The 15,941-nt window shown below is 75.3% G+C and carries 13 protein-coding genes; 4 read left to right on the forward strand and 9 right to left on the reverse strand.

Going from position 1 to position 15,941, the window contains the following annotated elements; translation table 11 throughout:
- Positions 1-62: 62 nt before the first annotated feature.
- Positions 63-614, reverse strand: coding sequence for an SDR family oxidoreductase (locus tag Plo01_RS01455; protein ID WP_203888595.1), 552 nt, complete (start codon positions 612-614; stop codon positions 63-65).
- Between Plo01_RS01455 and Plo01_RS01460 the strand changes: the two genes are divergently transcribed.
- Entirely contained in the window at positions 601-1,518 is a 918-nt protein-coding gene (locus Plo01_RS01460) for a helix-turn-helix transcriptional regulator (protein WP_239315740.1), read from the forward strand. The genes Plo01_RS01455 and Plo01_RS01460 overlap by 14 nt on opposite strands.
- Here the strand turns inward: Plo01_RS01460 and Plo01_RS01465 are convergent.
- The gene (locus Plo01_RS01465; RefSeq protein WP_203888597.1) at positions 1,508-2,041 is read right to left on the reverse strand and encodes a SecDF P1 head subdomain-containing protein; all 534 of its coding nucleotides are present in this window, start codon (positions 2,039-2,041) and stop codon (positions 1,508-1,510) included. The genes Plo01_RS01460 and Plo01_RS01465 overlap by 11 nt on opposite strands.
- Before the next feature lie 173 nt (positions 2,042-2,214).
- Here Plo01_RS01465 and Plo01_RS01470 point away from each other — a divergent pair, with 173 nt between their 5' ends.
- Positions 2,215-2,691, forward strand: a complete 477-nt coding sequence (locus tag Plo01_RS01470) for a hypothetical protein (protein ID WP_203888598.1) — start codon at positions 2,215-2,217, stop codon at positions 2,689-2,691.
- Here the strand turns inward: Plo01_RS01470 and Plo01_RS01475 are convergent.
- The 4 genes from Plo01_RS01475 to Plo01_RS01490 all read right to left on the reverse strand — a co-directional run bounded on the left by Plo01_RS01475 (position 2,681) and on the right by Plo01_RS01490 (position 6,995).
- Positions 2,681-3,187, reverse strand: a complete 507-nt coding sequence (locus Plo01_RS01475; protein ID WP_203888599.1) for an anthrone oxygenase family protein — start codon at positions 3,185-3,187, stop codon at positions 2,681-2,683. The two genes, Plo01_RS01470 and Plo01_RS01475, sit on opposite strands and share 11 nt — an antisense overlap.
- Before the next feature lie 117 nt (positions 3,188-3,304).
- A complete protein-coding gene (locus Plo01_RS01480; protein WP_239315741.1) occupies positions 3,305-4,189 on the reverse strand; it encodes a phosphatidate cytidylyltransferase in 885 nt (294 codons plus the stop codon).
- Positions 4,186-5,919: a histidinol-phosphate aminotransferase family protein gene (locus tag Plo01_RS01485; protein ID WP_203888600.1), complete on the reverse strand. Its 1,734-nt coding sequence runs from the start codon at positions 5,917-5,919 to the stop codon at positions 4,186-4,188. The genes Plo01_RS01480 and Plo01_RS01485 overlap by 4 nt, the downstream gene beginning before the upstream one ends.
- Positions 5,920-6,275: 356 nt before the next feature.
- On the reverse strand, positions 6,276-6,995 hold the full coding sequence (locus Plo01_RS01490) for an ArsR/SmtB family transcription factor (protein ID WP_203888601.1): 720 nt from the start codon (positions 6,993-6,995) through the stop codon (positions 6,276-6,278).
- 137 nt (positions 6,996-7,132) lie between these two features.
- Here Plo01_RS01490 and Plo01_RS01495 point away from each other — a divergent pair, with 137 nt between their 5' ends.
- Both Plo01_RS01495 and Plo01_RS01500 read left to right on the forward strand, forming a co-directional pair.
- On the forward strand, positions 7,133-7,804 hold the full coding sequence (locus tag Plo01_RS01495; protein ID WP_203888602.1) for a PadR family transcriptional regulator: 672 nt from the start codon (positions 7,133-7,135) through the stop codon (positions 7,802-7,804).
- Entirely contained in the window at positions 7,801-8,244 is a 444-nt protein-coding gene (locus tag Plo01_RS01500; RefSeq protein ID WP_203888603.1) for a hypothetical protein, read from the forward strand. Before Plo01_RS01495 ends, Plo01_RS01500 begins: the two co-directional genes overlap by 4 nt.
- An 18-nt stretch (positions 8,245-8,262) precedes the next feature.
- On the opposite strand, the gene Plo01_RS01505 is transcribed toward Plo01_RS01500, so the two are convergent.
- From Plo01_RS01505 to Plo01_RS01515, 3 genes are read right to left on the reverse strand one after another with little or no spacing between them, the layout of a single operon-like run.
- Entirely contained in the window at positions 8,263-11,139 is a 2,877-nt protein-coding gene (locus Plo01_RS01505; RefSeq protein WP_203888604.1) for a DUF7824 domain-containing protein, read from the reverse strand.
- Entirely contained in the window at positions 11,136-14,348 is a 3,213-nt protein-coding gene (locus Plo01_RS01510; protein ID WP_203888605.1) for a DUF7824 domain-containing protein, read from the reverse strand. Before Plo01_RS01510 ends, Plo01_RS01505 begins: the two co-directional genes overlap by 4 nt.
- Complete coding sequence (locus tag Plo01_RS01515; protein ID WP_203888606.1) at positions 14,345-15,703, reverse strand: SWIM zinc finger family protein; 1,359 nt, start codon at positions 15,701-15,703, stop codon at positions 14,345-14,347. Before Plo01_RS01515 ends, Plo01_RS01510 begins: the two co-directional genes overlap by 4 nt.
- Positions 15,704-15,941 lie beyond the last annotated feature (238 nt).

Below are 15,941 nucleotides of genomic sequence, written 5' to 3' on the forward strand. Positions count from 1 at the left end.
TTCAGGACCCACCCGTCCAGGACCTGCCCGGAGCCCGGGGCGTCCGGCCCGGCGGGGTCGCCTCACACCTGCCCGGTGGGCATCGCCACGATCTGCGGGAAGTTGACGTGCCGGGGACGGGCGACGGTGAAGGCGATCAGTTCCGCCAGGTCGGCGTCCGACAGCCAGTCGAAGGCCTCGCGCCAGTCGTCGATCGCCGCGTTCACGTCCGGGTGGTCGACGTGTCCCTGCAGCTCGGTGGCCACCAGGCCGGGCTCGATGCTGGTCACGCGGACCTTCCGCGGGCCGAGCTCCGCGCGCAGGTTGCGGGAGAAGTGGGACAGGGCGGCCTTCGTCGCGCAGTAGACCGCGAAGCTCGGGAAGACGCCGTGGGCCGCGACCGAGGAGATGTTGACCAGGTCGGCGGTACGGCCGTCGGCCGCGGCGGCCAGCAGGTCCGGCAGGAAGACGTCGACCACGCGCAGCGCGCCGGAGAGGTTGGTGTCGATCATGCGCTGCCACTCGCCGGCGCGGCCGTCGGCGAAGGGCGCGGCCAGCATCACGCCGGCGTTGTTGACCACCAGGTCGACCCGGCCGAGCCCGTCGGCGATGATGAGGCGGATGCGCGCTCTCATACTGGACACCGTGAACATGCGCGCGGATCTGGCCGAGTTCCTGCGGACCCGCCGGGCCCGGCTGCGGCCCGAGGATGTGGGGCTGCAGCCGTTCGGCGGCGCCCGCCGCCGCGTCCCCGGGCTGCGCAGGGAGGAGCTGGCCCAGCTCGCCGGGGTGAGCGTGGACTACTACGTGCGGCTGGAGCAGGGCCGTACGAACAACGTCTCCGAGGAGATCCTGGAGGCGGTGGCGCGTGCGCTGCGGCTGGACGAGGCCGAGCGCGCGCACCTGCGCAACCTCGCCCGCCCGGCGCCCGCGCGGCGCCGTCCCGCACCTCGCCCGGAGCGGGTTCGCCCGGGGCTGCGGCGTCTGCTGGACATGGCCGAGGGCATCCCCGCCTACGTCATCGGGCGCCGCGGTGACGTGCTCGCCTGGAACCGGATGGCCGCCGCGGCGTTCCTCGACTTCGGCGCGCTGCCGCCGGCGGAGCGCAACTGGGCACGGATGATCTTCCTGAACGAGGACGTCCGCGCGCTGTTCGCCGACTGGCGGGCCAAGGGGCAGGAGACGGTGGCCTACCTGCGCCTGCGGGCCGGGGCCTACCCGGACGACCCCGAACTGGCCGCGCTGGTCGGCGAGCTGTCGGTCAAGAGTGAGGACTTCCGCAGGTGGTGGGCGCACCACAACGTCAAGGACAAGACCAACGGCCGCAAGGTGCTGCGCAATCCGCTGGTCGGCGAGCTCGTACTGGACTACGAGTCGCTGCGCCTGCCCGACGACCCCGACCAGGTGCTCGTCGTCTACACCGCCGAGGCCGGCTCCCCCTCGGAGACCTCGCTGCGGCTGCTGGGCAGCTGGCGCGCGCGGGAGCCCGGCCGGCCGGGACCGCGCCGGGCCGGGACCGCGCCCTCCGTCAGGGGGTGAGCCGTTCGACGTATGCGGTGACGTCCTCCCGGCTGCTCCACCCGCCGGTCAGCTGGACCTCTCCACCGGTGATCGGCTCCAGGACGGCCGGAGTGCTGATGATCTTCCCGTCCACGACGAGGGCGATCTGGTTGCGGGGGTCGGGCTCCGCCGCCAGGCGGCCGGTCAGCTCGGCGAACGCGGCGCCGTCGGCGGGGGTGAGGGAGACGAGAAGCGCCCACTCGACCCCGTCCAAATCTGCTTCCCGCACCTCCCTGGCCTGCCTGACCGTCATCCCCTCGCCCAGCCGGTAGCACGTGCCGCTCTCGTCTCCCGGCAGCTCCGCACCGGTGCAGGAGTCTCTGTACTCGACTTCCAGCACGGGCCGGAAGACGAGCGGGGTGGAGAGGGTGAAGGGGGGCTTGTCCGCGGCGGGACGGTTCAGCACGACGACCGCCACGACCGCCGCCGCGGCGACCAGGATCGCCGCGCTCACGACGATCAGCGCCGTCCTGCGCCGAGGCCGGGGAAGTGTTCTCTTCATCATCGCTCCATGAGGTGACGACCGGCCGCCGGCGACGACGCGAGCGGACACGGGTCGTCCTTCGCGCGCGCTCGGCTCAGTGGGAGGAACACGAAAGGTAGTCCGCGCCGCGCCGCACGGCGTCCCTCCCGCGGGTGACGGCGGCTCCGCCACCCGGCCGACCGGGAATCGTGTTGCGGTCGCCGCAGGCGCCGTGGCAGCGTTCGGACGACGCGTCCAGCCCGATCCGGGAGGTCGATCGTGGCGACCGAGGTTCTCGGCGAGTCCCCTGCCGCCGTTCCGACCGCGGAGCGCACCGGGGCCTGAGCCCTCTCGCCGCCGACCGCCGACTCACCGGCCCCGAAGGACGGCCCACCACGGTCCTGCGCCACGGCGACACCGTGCTGCGCCCGGCCGGGCCGTGGACCCCCGCCGCGCATGCCCTGCTCCATCATCTGGAGCGCGTCGGATTCACCGGCAGCCCGCGCGTCGTCGGCACCGCCCGGCTGAACGCGCAGCTCCACGACGACGACGTCGCCGAAGCCGTACAGGCCCGGATCACGCCCGAGTCCGCCGATGCCGAACCGCTCTGGGCGGTGGCCTGGCGGGCACGGTCCGCGGCCTGGATGATCCGCCACCGCCCGCTCCTCGAACGCGCCGTCACGACCTGACCTCGATCGCCCCGGGCGTCCCGGCTCGTGAAACCGGCCGGACGACGACGGCGATGGCGATGAGCAGTGCGAATGCGGCCAGCGCGGCCAGTGTGCGGAGGGTGTGGAACAGCTCCCATCGCTGGATGATCTCGGCGTGTCCGGCCGGGACCGCGCCGGCCGCCCACTGCCGGAAGTGCGCGTGCAGCGGGATGTTGCCGAACACGGTGATCAGCAGCGCGGTCAGCGTCAGCGCCCCGGCGCCGAGCGCCAGCCGCCGCGACCGGCCCCGGGCGGCGATCGCCAGGCCGAAGGAGGTGAGGATGGCCAGCGCCATCGTGCTCTGCATGACCGGTTCGTTGACCTTCATCATCATGGTGTGGAAGGTCAGGCGCACATCCATCGGGACGGCCCTGAAGGTGGGGATCACGTTGGCCGCGCCGTACCCGAAGGCGCCCGCGAGCAGCCCCGTGGCCAGCAACGCGGCCCCGTGGACATATCCGGCTGAGGTTCTCATGATCCGCAATCGTCCTCCGGCCGCCGGCCGGGGGCGTCCCCTCCGGGGATCATCCGCCGCTACCACGGTCGGCGCAGCCTCCGGCCGGGCTACGCCCCCGGGAGTAGCGACGATTCATCAGCCGAGGCTGAGCAGCAGGGCCAGGGCGAGGGCGAGCAGGAGGGAGTCGAGCCGGTCCAGCAGCCCTCCCGCGCCCACCAGCCAGGAGGCCGAGTCCTTGACCTCGGCGCCCCGCTTGACCATCGACTCCAGCAGGTCGCCCAGCGGGGCGCCGAACGCCGCTGCCGTCGCCAGGGCGGGGGTGAACGCGTCCAGCAGCGCCAGCACCCCCAGGCCCGCGGCGGTCCCGGTCAGGACGCCGCTCCAGTGCTTGGCCGGTGACAGCGGCGAAAGACGCGGCCCGCCCAGCAGACGGCCGCCGAACGAGGCGGTGATGTCGGCGACCGACACCGCGGCGAACAGCGCCAGGGCGGCCGGGCCGAGCAGGACCACCCCGATCAACGGCGCGAACCAGACGACACCGAGCACGCCCAGGCACAGCCGCTTCAGCCCGCCGGCCGCGTCACCGGCGAACAGCGGGACCAGGGCGACGCTCAGGACGGCGCCGCCGAACACGCGGGGCGACTGCGCCGGGGCCAGCCAGGCGGTCACCGGCAGCGCGGCCACGGCGGTGGCGAGCATCACGCGGTCCGGCCGGGGCAGCCGGGTCAGCAGGCCGTACTCGGCGGCGCACACCACGCCCACCGCAGCGGCGAGGGCCGCGGCCCCGCCGGGGCCCGCGTGCAGGATGGCGATCACCACCGGTACGGCCACCGCCCAGACGCACCACCGCAGGATGTACTCCCGCCGCCGGGACAACGCGACGGCGATGCCGCCGATCACGAGCGCGCCGGCGATGTAGGGGATCAGGTCGCCGACGCCGGTCACCCCACCGCCCATCACATCGACGTCCATCACATCGACGTCCATCACATCGACGCCCGTCGTCCCGCCGCCCGTCACACCGTGTTCCGCAGGTCGCGCAGCGCCTCGGCGACGGCCGCGACGATCCGGGCGTTGGCGGCGGCGTCGCGCACCGCGATCCGTACCGTCCTGCCTTCGAAGGCCGGTGACATCGGCGACAGGTCGCGCAGGAACACGCCCCGGCCGCGGCACCGGCGGACCAGGCCGGCGGCGCCGGGGCCGCCGCGCGGCAGCCCGAGGAGGACGAAGTTGGCCACCGACTCCTGGACGTGTACGTCCTCGTCGATCGCGGCGAGCGCGGCGGCCAGCTCGGCGCGGAGCTTCCCGGTCTGCGCCCAGCGGCCGGTGTAGTAGGCGGGGTCGCGGAGTGCGTGCACCGCGGCGATCTGCGCCGGCAGGCTCACCGCCCAGGGCGGGGTCCAGCGGCGCAACTCGGCCGTGATCTGCTCGGGCGCGGTGAGGTAGGCCGCCCGCAGGCCCGACAGCGCGTACATCTTGGACAGGGAGGTGCACACGACGGTGTTGTCGGCGGTCGCGGCGTACGGTTCCAGCGACTGTCCCGGACCGGCGTAGCCGACGTAGGCCTCGTCGATCCAGAACCGGGTCCCGCCCGGGGCCGCCGCCAGCACCTCGCGCAAGTCGTCCGCGTCGAGGTGCACCCCGGTCGGGTTGTTGGGATTGACGACGACCACCAGGTCGTAGCGCTCGCGCAGCGCGTCGGCGAGGCGGTCCGGGTCGATCCGCCACCCCTCCTCGCGCCGGAGCGCGAACCGGTCGGCGCGGCAGCCGATCACCCGCTCGGCCACGTGGGCGTATTCGCCGTAGGAGGGGTCCACCAGCAGCACCCGGGAGGAGGCGTCCAGCCAGCCGCGGAACGCACGGAAGATCAGGTCGGACGACCCGGCCCCGACCGCGACGGCCTCGGCGGGCAGGCCCCGGCGGGTCCCGATCTCCTCGATGAGTCCCTCGGCCTGCGCGGGCGGGGAGGTGTGCGCGATCCAGTCCTGGTGGTCGGCCAGAGCCGCGGCGGCTCCGGGAGCGGGCGGGAACCAGGCGTCGAGCACGTCGGCGGGCACGACGTCGCCGTGCGCCGGCAGGGTGTCGAACCGGCGGCCCAGCGCCTCGATCGAGGTGCCGCCGTGCTCGCAGGCGCCCGCGGCGGGCAGGAAGGGCGTCTCCAGGGTCCAGCGCAGCCCCGGTTCCAGGGCGCGCAGCACCGGCTCGTACGTCCGCAGTGTCCGCTCGGCGAGGTCGGCCACCTCACCGGTCAGCAACTCGAAGGTGAGGGCTCCCGAACGCACCGATGCGCCGGTGGGGGTCAGTCCGAGCGTCAGGTACATCGGGAGGAGCTCGGTACGGCCCAGCGCCACGATGGTGCGGCCCCCGTGCGCCATCACCCAGCGCAGCGCCGCGTACATCAGCAGTTTCCCGGTCAGCCCGCCCCGCCGGTCCGGGTCCACGGTCAGGATGCGGAGTTCGAACAGGCCATCCCCGTTCAAGACGGGGTGCTCCTCGCGCCGGAGGTATTTGTCGATCGAGTAGCGCCCCCGCCACGGGGGCGTCACGCTGATGAACCCGACGGGTCGTCCCCGCCGGGCCGCCACGAGGTAGACGTTGCCCTCGTCGAGCTCGTCGCTGAGCCGCCCGGCCTCGTTGACGGCGTGCTGGCCGAGCTCGCGGGCGTACACCTCATGACGGAGCCGGTAGATCCACTCACGGTCGGCACGCGACCCCAGGCGTAGTTCCAGCTCGTCGGCGCCCACGACCATGTCCTCGCTCCGTATTCGACGGCCTGTTCCGCGTCTGCCGGGGCCGGGCGCCGGAGGCGATCGACCGCCGATGGAACCGGCCCGCGCCCATCGTCGCCGACGCGTGGCGCGATCCGGGTGCAAGGACGTTCGGCACATCCGTTCTGTGGGTTTATCCGTAGCTCCCGCTATCGACGCTTTGCCGTACTGGAGTCCAGACGCCCCCGGGAAGGCGTGCGACATGCGAAAAGCGCCCACGATCGCCGGACTGGTCCCGGTGACGGCCGGGCCCGGCGGCGGCACGGGCACCGACAGATGCCTGTCCGACGCGGGCGACGGCGAAAGCCTCTGCGAGCTCGGCCGGCGTCCGGGATCGCTCACTTCCGCGCGAGGAGTTCCTCGGGCAGGCCGAGGTGGTCCTGGAACGCGTGCCGGCCGGTGGCCGTGACCGTCACGGCGCGCGTGGTGCCGATGCGGGCGATCCACCCCGCGTCGAACGCGTGGCGGCACATGGCGGCGCCGACGGCGCCCGCCAGGTGGGAGCGGCGCTCGGTCCAGTCCAGGCACGACCGCACCGCCGGCCGGCGCGTGCCCGCCGGGACGGTGACGCCGAGCCGCCCGAGCCACGCCTCTCCGTCGGCGGTGAGACTGAGCCCGCGTTCCCAGTCCAGCAGCCCCCGCTCCGTCATCGTGTCGGTGATCGCGACCGCGACGGCTCCGGCGAGGTGGTCGTAGCAGGTGCGGGCGTGGGCGAGCGCCCGCCGGCGGCCGTCCGCCGACAGGGAACGGGGCGGCGCGGTACGGCCGGGCGCCATCGCGGCGAGGCTCTCGATCAGCTCGGCGACGTGGGGACCGGCCAGCCGTACGTAGCGGTGCCGCCCCTGCCGCTCCTCGGCGAGCAGGCCCCCGCGCACGAGCGCGTTCAGGTGCTCGGTGGCGGTCGAGGCCGCGACCCCCGCATGGCGCGCCAGTTCGGTCGCCGTCCAGGCCCGGCCGTCGAGCAGGGCCACGCAGAAGCTCGCGCGGGTGCCGTCGGCCAGCAGCCTGGCCACGGAGGCCAGGTCGGTGCCCGCCGGATGTGCGTGCAGGGTGTCCATATGTTCGATTATCACCCTCATTACTTCGGCACCCGCCGAAATATCTGACCGTTGGGCGCCGCGCCGGGGGTGCCGCCCCGCACGGGCCGCCCATATGAGACTTGTCATATATTGGATGAGTCTCATATCGTACGGTCATGTCCCTCCGCCACGCGGTGCTCGGGTTCCTCTCCCTCAAGCCCCTCACCGGCTACGACTTGAAGAAATACTTCGACGGGAGCGTCGGGCACTTCTGGAACGCCGATCAGGCGCAGATCTACCGGGCGCTCACCCAGCTGACCGAGGACGGGCTCGTCCACGTCCGCGTCGTCCCGCAGGAGGGGCGGCCCGCCCGCAGGGAGCACCACCTCACCGACTCCGGCCGGGCCGAGCTCGACGCGTGGTTGCGCGCCCCGGCCGGACCGCAGGCCGTGCGGGAGCCGTTCATGGTGCAGGTGTTCTTCGCGGGCCGCCTGCCGGTGGCCGAGACCACCGCGCTCCTGGACGCGCGGATCGCCGCTACCCGGGAACGGCTCGGCGTCCTGCGCGCCATCGCGGCGCAGTCGGCGACCGCGCTCGACGCCATCGCCGACACCGACACCACCGGCACCGGCACCACCGCCTCCGGCGCCGTACCCTCCGCCCTGGACCGGCTGCTGGCCACCGCCACGCTGGAGAACGGCATCCGGCACCTGACCGCCGAGCTCGACTGGCTGCGCGATCTCCGTACCGACCTCGATGATCTTCACGCGGCCCCGGCCCGGATCCGGCGGCGCCTGGACCGCGCTGTGAGCGACGGCCACGCGCACCACCCGGGGCAGGACGCATGAGCGCGTCGATCATGCGGATCGCGGCGGCCGCCGCCGCCACCGGGCTGGCCGGTGTCGCCGTCTTCCACATCGTCCTGGCGCTGGGCGCCCCGCTGGGCCGGGCCGCCTGGGGCGGCAACCACACCCGCCTGCCCGTCGCCCTGCGCCTCGGCAGCGTCGCCTCGGCCGTCGTCCTGTGCGCCGCCGCCCTGATCGTGCTCGGCCGCGCCGGGTTGTGGACGGCCGACGGCCCCGCCGGCCTCTACCGGTGGGGCGTCTGGGCGCTGGCCCTCCTGCTCGGCCTCAGCTCCGTGGGCAACTTCGCCTCCGCCGGCCGGTGGGAGAACCTCCTGATGGGCCCGCTCGCGCTCACGTTGGCGCTGCTGTGCCTGCTCGTCGCTCTCGGTCCCGCCCATCCGCCCGGCGGGCCCCCCGGTGCCGCGGGGCCGGGCGCCCCGTAGAGGACCGGCCCCGGCCGGTCAGGGGCGGGTGAGGAGGGTGTGGAGACGGCGGCATCCGCGGGTGACGCGGCTGGAGCCGGGCCGGTCGGCGGCCGCCGCGACCTCGGGGATCTCTCCCCGCGCCCCGGCCCATCCGGCGGTGACGACGCCCAGCTCGGCCAGGCCGGCCAGCCCGCGGGGCGCCTGCCGGCCGGGGGCCGGGAGCAGGACGGGGAGCATCGCGGCGACCACCGCCCAGACGTCCCGATGGGCGCCCTGGTGGGCGGCCCGCTCCAGCGCCGGTGTGATCTCGCCGAGGGCGAGCCCGTCCCACCGGACCCTGGCCGCGAGCTGCTCGCCCAGGCCGGCGGCGGGCAGCCGGTCGCGGGCCGCGAGCGCGAGCAGCTCGCGCAGGGCGGCGTCACGGTCGTGACCGGTGAGCCGGTAGGCGAGCAGCAGGGCGAGCGCGGGCCCGGCCGGGCCGTCGGACTGGGCCAGCTCGGCCGGGGACCGGGCCTCCGCCCGCGTCCTGTCCCAGTTCGGCACCAGATAGGTCACCAGGTGCGCGGCGACCGCCTCCCGGTGCGATGGCATGACCGCCGCCCACCAGCCCATGTGCCCGCCGCCGTCTGCACATTCGCGGCCGGCGTCGTTCATGAGGGCGTCGACCAGGTGCAGGCCCGTCGAGACCGGCTCGACGGACACCTCGGGCGTACGGTTCCCCTGCGACCCCTGCGACCCCTGCGACCCCTGCGACCCAGCGTCCACCGGGGACAGGGGCATCGGGGACAGCGCCGCCGAGAACGGGGTTCCCGGGGCCGGAGCCCCCGGGACGGCGGGCCACGTCCCCGTGCCGCCGGCGCCGGCGCCGGCCCAGTGCACCGTCACCGCAGGGTCGGCGCCGGCCCAGTGCACCGTCACCGCGGGATCGGGCGGCGGGCCCGTCCGCAGCAGGCGCGCGGCCCGCCGTCCCGCGCGTGAGGTCAGCCGTCCCGCCCGCGCCACGACCTCCGGGTCCGCCCGCCGCGGCACCCGCAGCATCGCCTGCTGGAAGTCGGCCTCCAGCGGCTCGGCCCCCGCGGCTTCCAGCGCCTCCAGCCGGGCCACCAGTTCCGCCGCCTCCAGATGCCCGTTCATGAGCGTGGGCGTGGCCAGCAGCAGCGGCGGGAGCGTGCCCTCCCGCAGCGCGGTGAGGATCTCCGCGCACCGCAGCAGGAGGAACCGGTGCGGAGCCGAGATCTGTCCCACGTGGGGCACCCGGCGTGCGGCGTGGTCGGCGGGAGCGGCGGATTCCCCGTCCTCCCCGTCCCGGCGCGCCTCGATGACGACCGTTCTCGTGGCCGCCGGCGGGGGCCGGCTCCAGAGCCGCTCCGCCCCGGGCTCGGCGACCTCCCAGCCGAGAGCGGAGATCCAGTCGTCCACCCAGCGCCAGCTGCCCTTGCGGAAGAGCCGCATGCCGCTCTGCGGCGGATTCGCCACGAGATTCGCGCGCAGGCCTTCGGGGTCGAGGGCCAGGAGGCGGACGAACCCGGCGAGATAGCGTTCGGCGGCCGCCCAGCCGCCGGAGTCCCGCAGCGGCTCCAGCTCCTCAGGGGTGGCGGGCGGCGGCGGGAACGGCGAGGGAGACGGCGGCGCGGGCAGCGCGGGAGGGACGGGGCCCGGTTGCCGAGTGCGCCGGCCGGTCGCCTGCGGCGCCTCCGGGAGTCCGGGGGATCCGGCTCCGAAGGCGATCGCCAGCCGGGCGGTCAGCTCCGGAGGGAGGCCGGCCGCGGCCTCGGTGAGAAGTTCCGCCGCGGCGGGGGTGAAGCGCCCGGCGTGCCTGGCCGCGATCCGGACCCCGTACTCACGGATGTCCCGTTCCTCGTGGCCGAGGGCCGTGGTCAGCGCCGGGGCCAGGTCGTCGGCCAGATCGGGCGCGCGGCGCACCGTCCGGTCGAGCCAGGTGAGCCCGGACCGCGCCAGTTTGCGCTCCGGCCGGAACACCGCCGCCTCCACCCCCTCGACCAGGTCGGCCGGGCCGAGCCCCGCGAGCTCGCGGAGCTCGCGGAGCTCGCAGACATCCCGGACATGGCGGAGGGCGAGCTCGGCGACCGGGCCGGGCGCGGCGGGGATCAGCCGCAGGTAGTCGCGGACGTGGACGGCGGTCTCGACCGGGAGCGGTTCCAGCGCCCGGTGGAGCCGGACGAAGAACCGCAGGTCCGCGGCCTCTCCCCCGCGCAGGAAGCGGCGGACGCACCCGTCCAGCAGCATCCCGCGCGCGATCGCGCCGCCGGCCGCCGCCCTGACGAGACGGACCAGCAGCGAGTCGTGACGGTCGCCTGTGTCCCACGTCAGGGACCGGCCGACGCCTTCGGCCTCGAAGAGCCTCGGCGCCATCACCGTCAGCAGCGGGTCTTCGGCGAGATTCCCCTCTCCGGGAGCACGCCGCTCGTTCGCCCAGACGACGACCAGCGGATCATGCGGAGGCGGCTCGACCCCCAGGGCGCGCAGGAGGTTCAGGGCGAGGGACGCGTCGCGGTCCGGGCGCACCCGCGACGCCAGCCGTACGACGACGTCGGCCCGCCACTCGCGGGGCCGCAGGGCCAGCACCCCGGCCAGCGGGCCCGCCTCGCGCACCGGGGCGAACTCGGCCCGGCCCAGCCAGGAGGCGACGGCCGCGGCGCCGCCGATCGTGCCCGCCCCGGCCAGGAGCAGCGCCTCCCCCCGCGCGCCGAGGTCGCCCCAGGGCAGCCGGGTGGCCCACATCGTCCGCAGGTGGCCGGGAACCTCGGCGGCGACCTCCCTGCGCTCCGCCGCGCTGAGCGCGGCGACCCGCTCGGCCACCGCCCCGATCTCCCCCGCGCCGATCAGCTTCCGGATCTCCGGCCAGGCTCCCCCGGCGCCCCGCCCGCCGTACGGCTCCGCACCGGCGGTCACGGCTTCTCCCCCGTCCGCTTCTCCCCTGTCCGCGCCGGGGACGTCAGAAACGCGTGCAGGCTGCGGCATTCCCGCAGCAGCCGGTTGTCACCCCGCCGGGCGGCGGCCGCCGCGACCTCGGGGATCTCCCCGGACGCCGCGGCCCACCCGGCGAGCTTGCGGGCGAAGACGACGAAGTCCAGCAGGACTTTGCGGGGCCGTACGCCGGGGGCGGGGAGGACCGCGGGCAGGATCTCGGCGGTCATCGCCCAGGCCTCGCGGTGGGCGCCCTGCCGGACCGTGTCCTCCAGGACCGCCTGCACGTCCTCGATCGTGGCCCAGGACCGGCGCACCCGCTGCCCGAGCTCCGCGCCGAGGTGCGCGGCGGGCAGCGCCCCGGTGGCGGCGAGGTGCTGCAGGGCGCGGAGCGGGTGCGCCGACGGCCCCCCGGCGAGCCGCTCGGCCAGGAGCAGGGTGATCGCCTGCCCGGCCGGGCCCTGCCGCACGGCGAGATCGGTGAGCCGCCGGTGGACGGACCCGGCTGCGCGGTCGCTCCAGAACCGGATCGGGACCAGGTGCGCGGCGACCACCTCCCGGTGGGACGGCATGACGCCCGGCCACCAGTCCGCGCACTTGCCGTAGTACCCGAACACCTCCTCGGCGATCGGAGCCGGCGGGACCAGCAGCTCGGCGGCGAGCGCGGCGACGGCGCGCCCGAGCGTCCCGGAGCCGGCCGGCGGCGCCGGGGAACCGGCCGGGGTGATGGAGACCACCGCCATCGCCTGCCAGGGCTTGAGCTCTCCCTCCGGCTCCCACTCGTCGAGCCAGTGTCCGGCCGGGCGCTCACCCCCCGTCCACCAATCTCGCGCGACCTCCCACCAGCTGTTCGCCCGCTCAGGCGCGCAGAACCACCGGACGGTCACCTCCGGGTCGGGCATCCCCTCCCCGGCCAGCCACCGGGCCGCCTCACGGCCGGCGGCGGAGGTCAGCGCGGCGGCCCGGGCCGTCACGGCCGGGTCGGCGGCCGTCCGGGGCAGCCGCAGGAGCGCCTGCAGCAGGTCCGCGGGCAGTGGCTCCGCCCCCGCCTCCTCCAGCGCCTCCAGCCGGGCGACCAGCTCGGACGGGTCCAGGTGGCCGGTGTCGAGTGTGGGCGTGGCCAGCAGCAGCGGCGGGAGCGTGCCGTCCCGCAGCGCGGTGAGGATCTCCGCGTACCGGTGGAGGATGAACCGGTGCGGCGCGGAGGCCTCCCACGCGCCGGGGATGTGGCCCGCGGCGGGCCGGGGCGGTGCGGAGAGCGGCGCGAGCCCGGCCGCCTGACCGACCTCGTTCAGCAGCCGGAGGGCCCCGCTCAAGAAGGCGAACCCCCAGGACTCGTGCTCTCGGGACTCGCTCTCCCGGGGCTCGTTCAGGAAGGCGAATCCTTCCGGAACGTATCCTGCTCCCGGCTGGGCGAGCTCCGCCACGAGCGCGGCGGCCCACTCTTCCGGATACCACCACAGGTGCTTGTCCACGATCGGGGCCCGGTGGGCGGCCAGGGCCTCGCGGAGCCCGGCCCGGTCCCGCGCGGCGTGGCGGACGAACCCGGCGAGGAACCGTTCGGCGGCGGTCCAGTCACCCTTCCCGTACAGCGCGGCCACGTCCCGGGGCGTCTCCGGCACCGGCGGGAACGCCGTGGCGGCGGGCAGTCTCGGGATCTCCCGGGGTTCGAGGACCTCTTCCGGCTCCGGCTCGGGTCCTGGCCCCTCCAGGAGCTCCCCGCCGAAGGCCGCCGCCATCCGGTTGTGCAGGTCGGGCGGGAGCTGCCCGGTCGCCTCCCGCAGCGTCCGGGCGGCGGACGGGGTGAAGGCGGCGGCGTGCTTGACCGCCAGGCGCACGGCCCGTTCCTGTACGGCATGCGCCTGGTGCCCCAGGGCCGAGGCCAGCGCCGGAGCCAGCCCGTCGGCCCGTCCCGGATCCGCCTTCAGCTGCTCCTCCAGCCAGGCCAGCCCGGCCCGCACCAGGCCGCCCTCGGCCCGGAACAGCAGCCCTTCCAGCGCCTCCACCACATCGGCCGGGTCCAGCGTCTCCGCGGCCGTGCCTCCCCCGGCCACGACCGTGCCCGAGCCGGCCGTGCCCGGCGCACCCACCGGGTCAGGTCCGGCGACCGCCCCGGACGGGCTTCCGTCCAGGCGGCGCAGGTGCTTGAGCGCCAGCTCCGCCACCGGCCCCGGGGCCACCGGCAGCAGCCGCAGGTAGTCCCGTGCCCGCGCGGCCACCTCGGCCTCCGACGGCTCCAGCAGTTCGTGCAGGCGCGCGAAGAAGCGCAGGTCGGTGGCGTCCCCGCCGCGCAGGAACCGGCCCGTGCACCCGCTCAGCAGCAGCTCACGGGAGATCCGTCCCTCCCCCGCCAGGGTCGTCAGCACCCCCAGCCACGAGTGCGGCGCGAGCGGGTCGGACCGCTCCTCCCGCAGCGCCCGGCCCACCCCCTGCGCCTGGAAGATCCGCGGCAGCAGAACGTCCAGGAGCGGGTCGTCGCGCAGCCGGTCCGCGTCCGGTGTCATCGACACCCAGCCCGCCACCAGCGGATCGTGCTCCGGCGGGGCCACGCCGGTCTGCGCCAGCAGCGCGAGCGCCAGCGGCAGGTTCCGGTCGTCCGGGTCGCCGTCCCGGGTCCTGCGCCGGGCCCTGACCTTCAGCGCCAGCCGTACCGCCAGGTCGGCCCGCCACTCGGCCGGGCGTGCCGCGACGGCCCGGACCACCGGCTCGACCGCGTCGGCGGGGGACCCCCAGCGGGTGAAGTCGCCCCGGTTGAGCCAGGAGACCACCGCCGCCGCACCCGCGATGGCGCCCGCTCCGGCGGCCCGCATCGGGTCGATCCAGGAGTCCCGTTCGGCCATCCGGGTGTCGGGGCCCCAGCCGTGCAGCCAGTGGCCGTGCAGGTTCTCACCCCAGCCGTCCTGCCGGCTCTCGACCCAGTGGCGGTAGTAGTCCTCCCGGGCGATCCCGCGCTCGGCGGCGTACCGGATGAACTCCCGCTTCCGGAGCCTGCCCGCCTGGTCGCGTTCGGCCAGTAGCCTGCTCTCCTTCTCCGCCACGGCCCGGTGCGCCGCCTCCCTGGCCGCGGCGAGGTGGCCGGGCAGTTCCCCGGCCACCTCACGCCGCTCCGCCTGGTCCAGCTCCGCGACCCGGGCCGCGACCTTGTCCGCGTCGCCCGCGTCGATGAGCGCGCGGACCTCCTCCCACACGCTCACGCCGGGGTTTCCTGACCCGCGAGGGTCTCTTCGACGACGTTCTCCCGGACGGCGATGCGGGCGGCGAGCACGTGCTTGCAGGGGCCGCGCGAGCCCCGGTGGTCGTACCACCACTCGCAGGTGCACGAGCCCTCCTCCATCCGGACCCGGCGCACGCCGCCGTCCGTGGTGACCTCGGCCGAGTCCGCGCCGGTCAGCCGGACGGCGCCCGCCTCGACCAGTCTGCGGGCGGAGGTGAGGCGGGGGTTGAGCGCCGCGACGTGGGCGCGGTCGTAGGGCAGCTCGCGGTGGAAGTGGGCGGCCTCGGCCAGGTCGTAGCCGACCCGGCCGGCGGTGCCGAGCTGGGTGAGGGCGGCGCGGACCCGCGGGATCGGCAGGCCGGAGCGCTCGGCGAGCACGCCGAGCTCCAGGGTGGGCTCGAAGTTGAGCAGGACGCCGATCAGGTCGGCGTCGTCGGCGGTCTCGTCACGGGACAGGTCGTCGAGCACCGCGCCCTCGCCGGAGAAGCCGCGCCAGGCCTGGGGGGACAGGGCCAGCGTGTAGCGCATGCCGGGCAGCTCCAGCTCCCAGGCGCTGGAGCCGGAGCCGTCGGCGGGGCCGTACACCCGCAGGGCCTTGGCGAAGCGGAGCAGCCGCGTCATCGTCGCCAGCCGCCCGACCCCGGCCAGGTGGACGCCGCCGGCCCCGGCCCGGTCCGTCACCCGCAGCTCCCGTCCGGCCGGCACCGCCCACACCTCGGCCGTGGCCCGCTTGGGCAGGCCGCGCAGGAACCGTACGGCCTGCGGACCGGGCAGCTCGGCGCGGAGGTCGAACCCGGAGGCGATCACCTGCACCTCGGCGAAGCCGCGCAGCCACCGGCCGGGCAGCGGCACCTTCTTCTCCACCACCGCGCCGTCCGCGGTGGTCACGGTCAGCTCGTCGGGGCCGACGCCCACGTGCAGCGGGTCGCGGCTCCCGACCCTGGCCAGCGCCTCACGCAGCGGGTTGTTCACGTCCACGTTGGTGGTTCCCCGGTCGAACACCTCCCCGTCGAGGGCGGGCCCGAGCACGTCGAGGCGGGCGTAGACGCCGCCGCAGGCGGAGAAGGACTCGAAACGGAGCCGGTCGCCGCCGCAGGTCACCACGGGGTCGCGGGTGAAGCCGGGCTGCGGCCGGTGGTAGCGGGCCAGCGCCACGTCGGCCACGGCGAGCAGCCCCGCCGCGGCGGGCGCGGCCTGGGTGAGCAACCCGCTGAAGAACCGGGGGTGATCGAGGAATCCCGTGGCCGTCCGGCCTCCGGATGTCGACAGTCCCAGATGTCCCTCCGCCAGCGTGGAGGGCCCGGCGTAGGAGTACGCCTGCACCGCATTCGTCATGCCGCGGACATTAGAGATATTCACCGACAAAACCGAATTCTCCGCGACCGCGAGGCCAGGTAGGGTCGCAATTGCGCGCCGTTCACATGGAGCAGCACGGAGAATGGGGACCTTCGGATTGGACCATCCTCAGCTCGGCCACGACCCCGGACGGCCTTTCCCGCCGCCCGCGCGGCCCCCTTCGCCCCCCGGTTTCCCGCCCGCACGGCCTTCCCCGCCGTGGGGTCCCCCATCCGCC

Origin of the sequence: Planobispora longispora (genome assembly GCF_016863135.1) — a bacterium.
GTDB lineage: Bacteria > Actinomycetota > Actinomycetes > Streptosporangiales > Streptosporangiaceae > Planobispora > Planobispora longispora.

Bases quoted from the DNA above. Each gene is read 5' to 3' on its own strand.
- Plo01_RS01455 (WP_203888595.1), bottom strand. From the start codon at position 614: ATGAGAGCGCGCATCCGCCTCATCATCGCCGACGGGCTCGGCCGGGTC.
- Plo01_RS01495 (WP_203888602.1), top strand. From the start codon at position 7,133: ATGTCCCTCCGCCACGCGGTGCTCGGGTTCCTCTCCCTCAAGCCCCTC.
- Plo01_RS01465 (WP_203888597.1), bottom strand. From the start codon at position 2,041: ATGAAGAGAACACTTCCCCGGCCTCGGCGCAGGACGGCGCTGATCGTC.
- Plo01_RS01515 (WP_203888606.1), bottom strand. From the start codon at position 15,703: ATGACGAATGCGGTGCAGGCGTACTCCTACGCCGGGCCCTCCACGCTG.
- Plo01_RS01500 (WP_203888603.1), top strand. From the start codon at position 7,801: ATGAGCGCGTCGATCATGCGGATCGCGGCGGCCGCCGCCGCCACCGGG.
- Plo01_RS01485 (WP_203888600.1), bottom strand. From the start codon at position 5,919: ATGGTCGTGGGCGCCGACGAGCTGGAACTACGCCTGGGGTCGCGTGCC.
- Plo01_RS01460 (WP_239315740.1), top strand. From the start codon at position 601: ATGCGCGCTCTCATACTGGACACCGTGAACATGCGCGCGGATCTGGCC.
- Plo01_RS01490 (WP_203888601.1), bottom strand. From the start codon at position 6,995: ATGGACACCCTGCACGCACATCCGGCGGGCACCGACCTGGCCTCCGTG.
- Plo01_RS01475 (WP_203888599.1), bottom strand. From the start codon at position 3,187: ATGAGAACCTCAGCCGGATATGTCCACGGGGCCGCGTTGCTGGCCACG.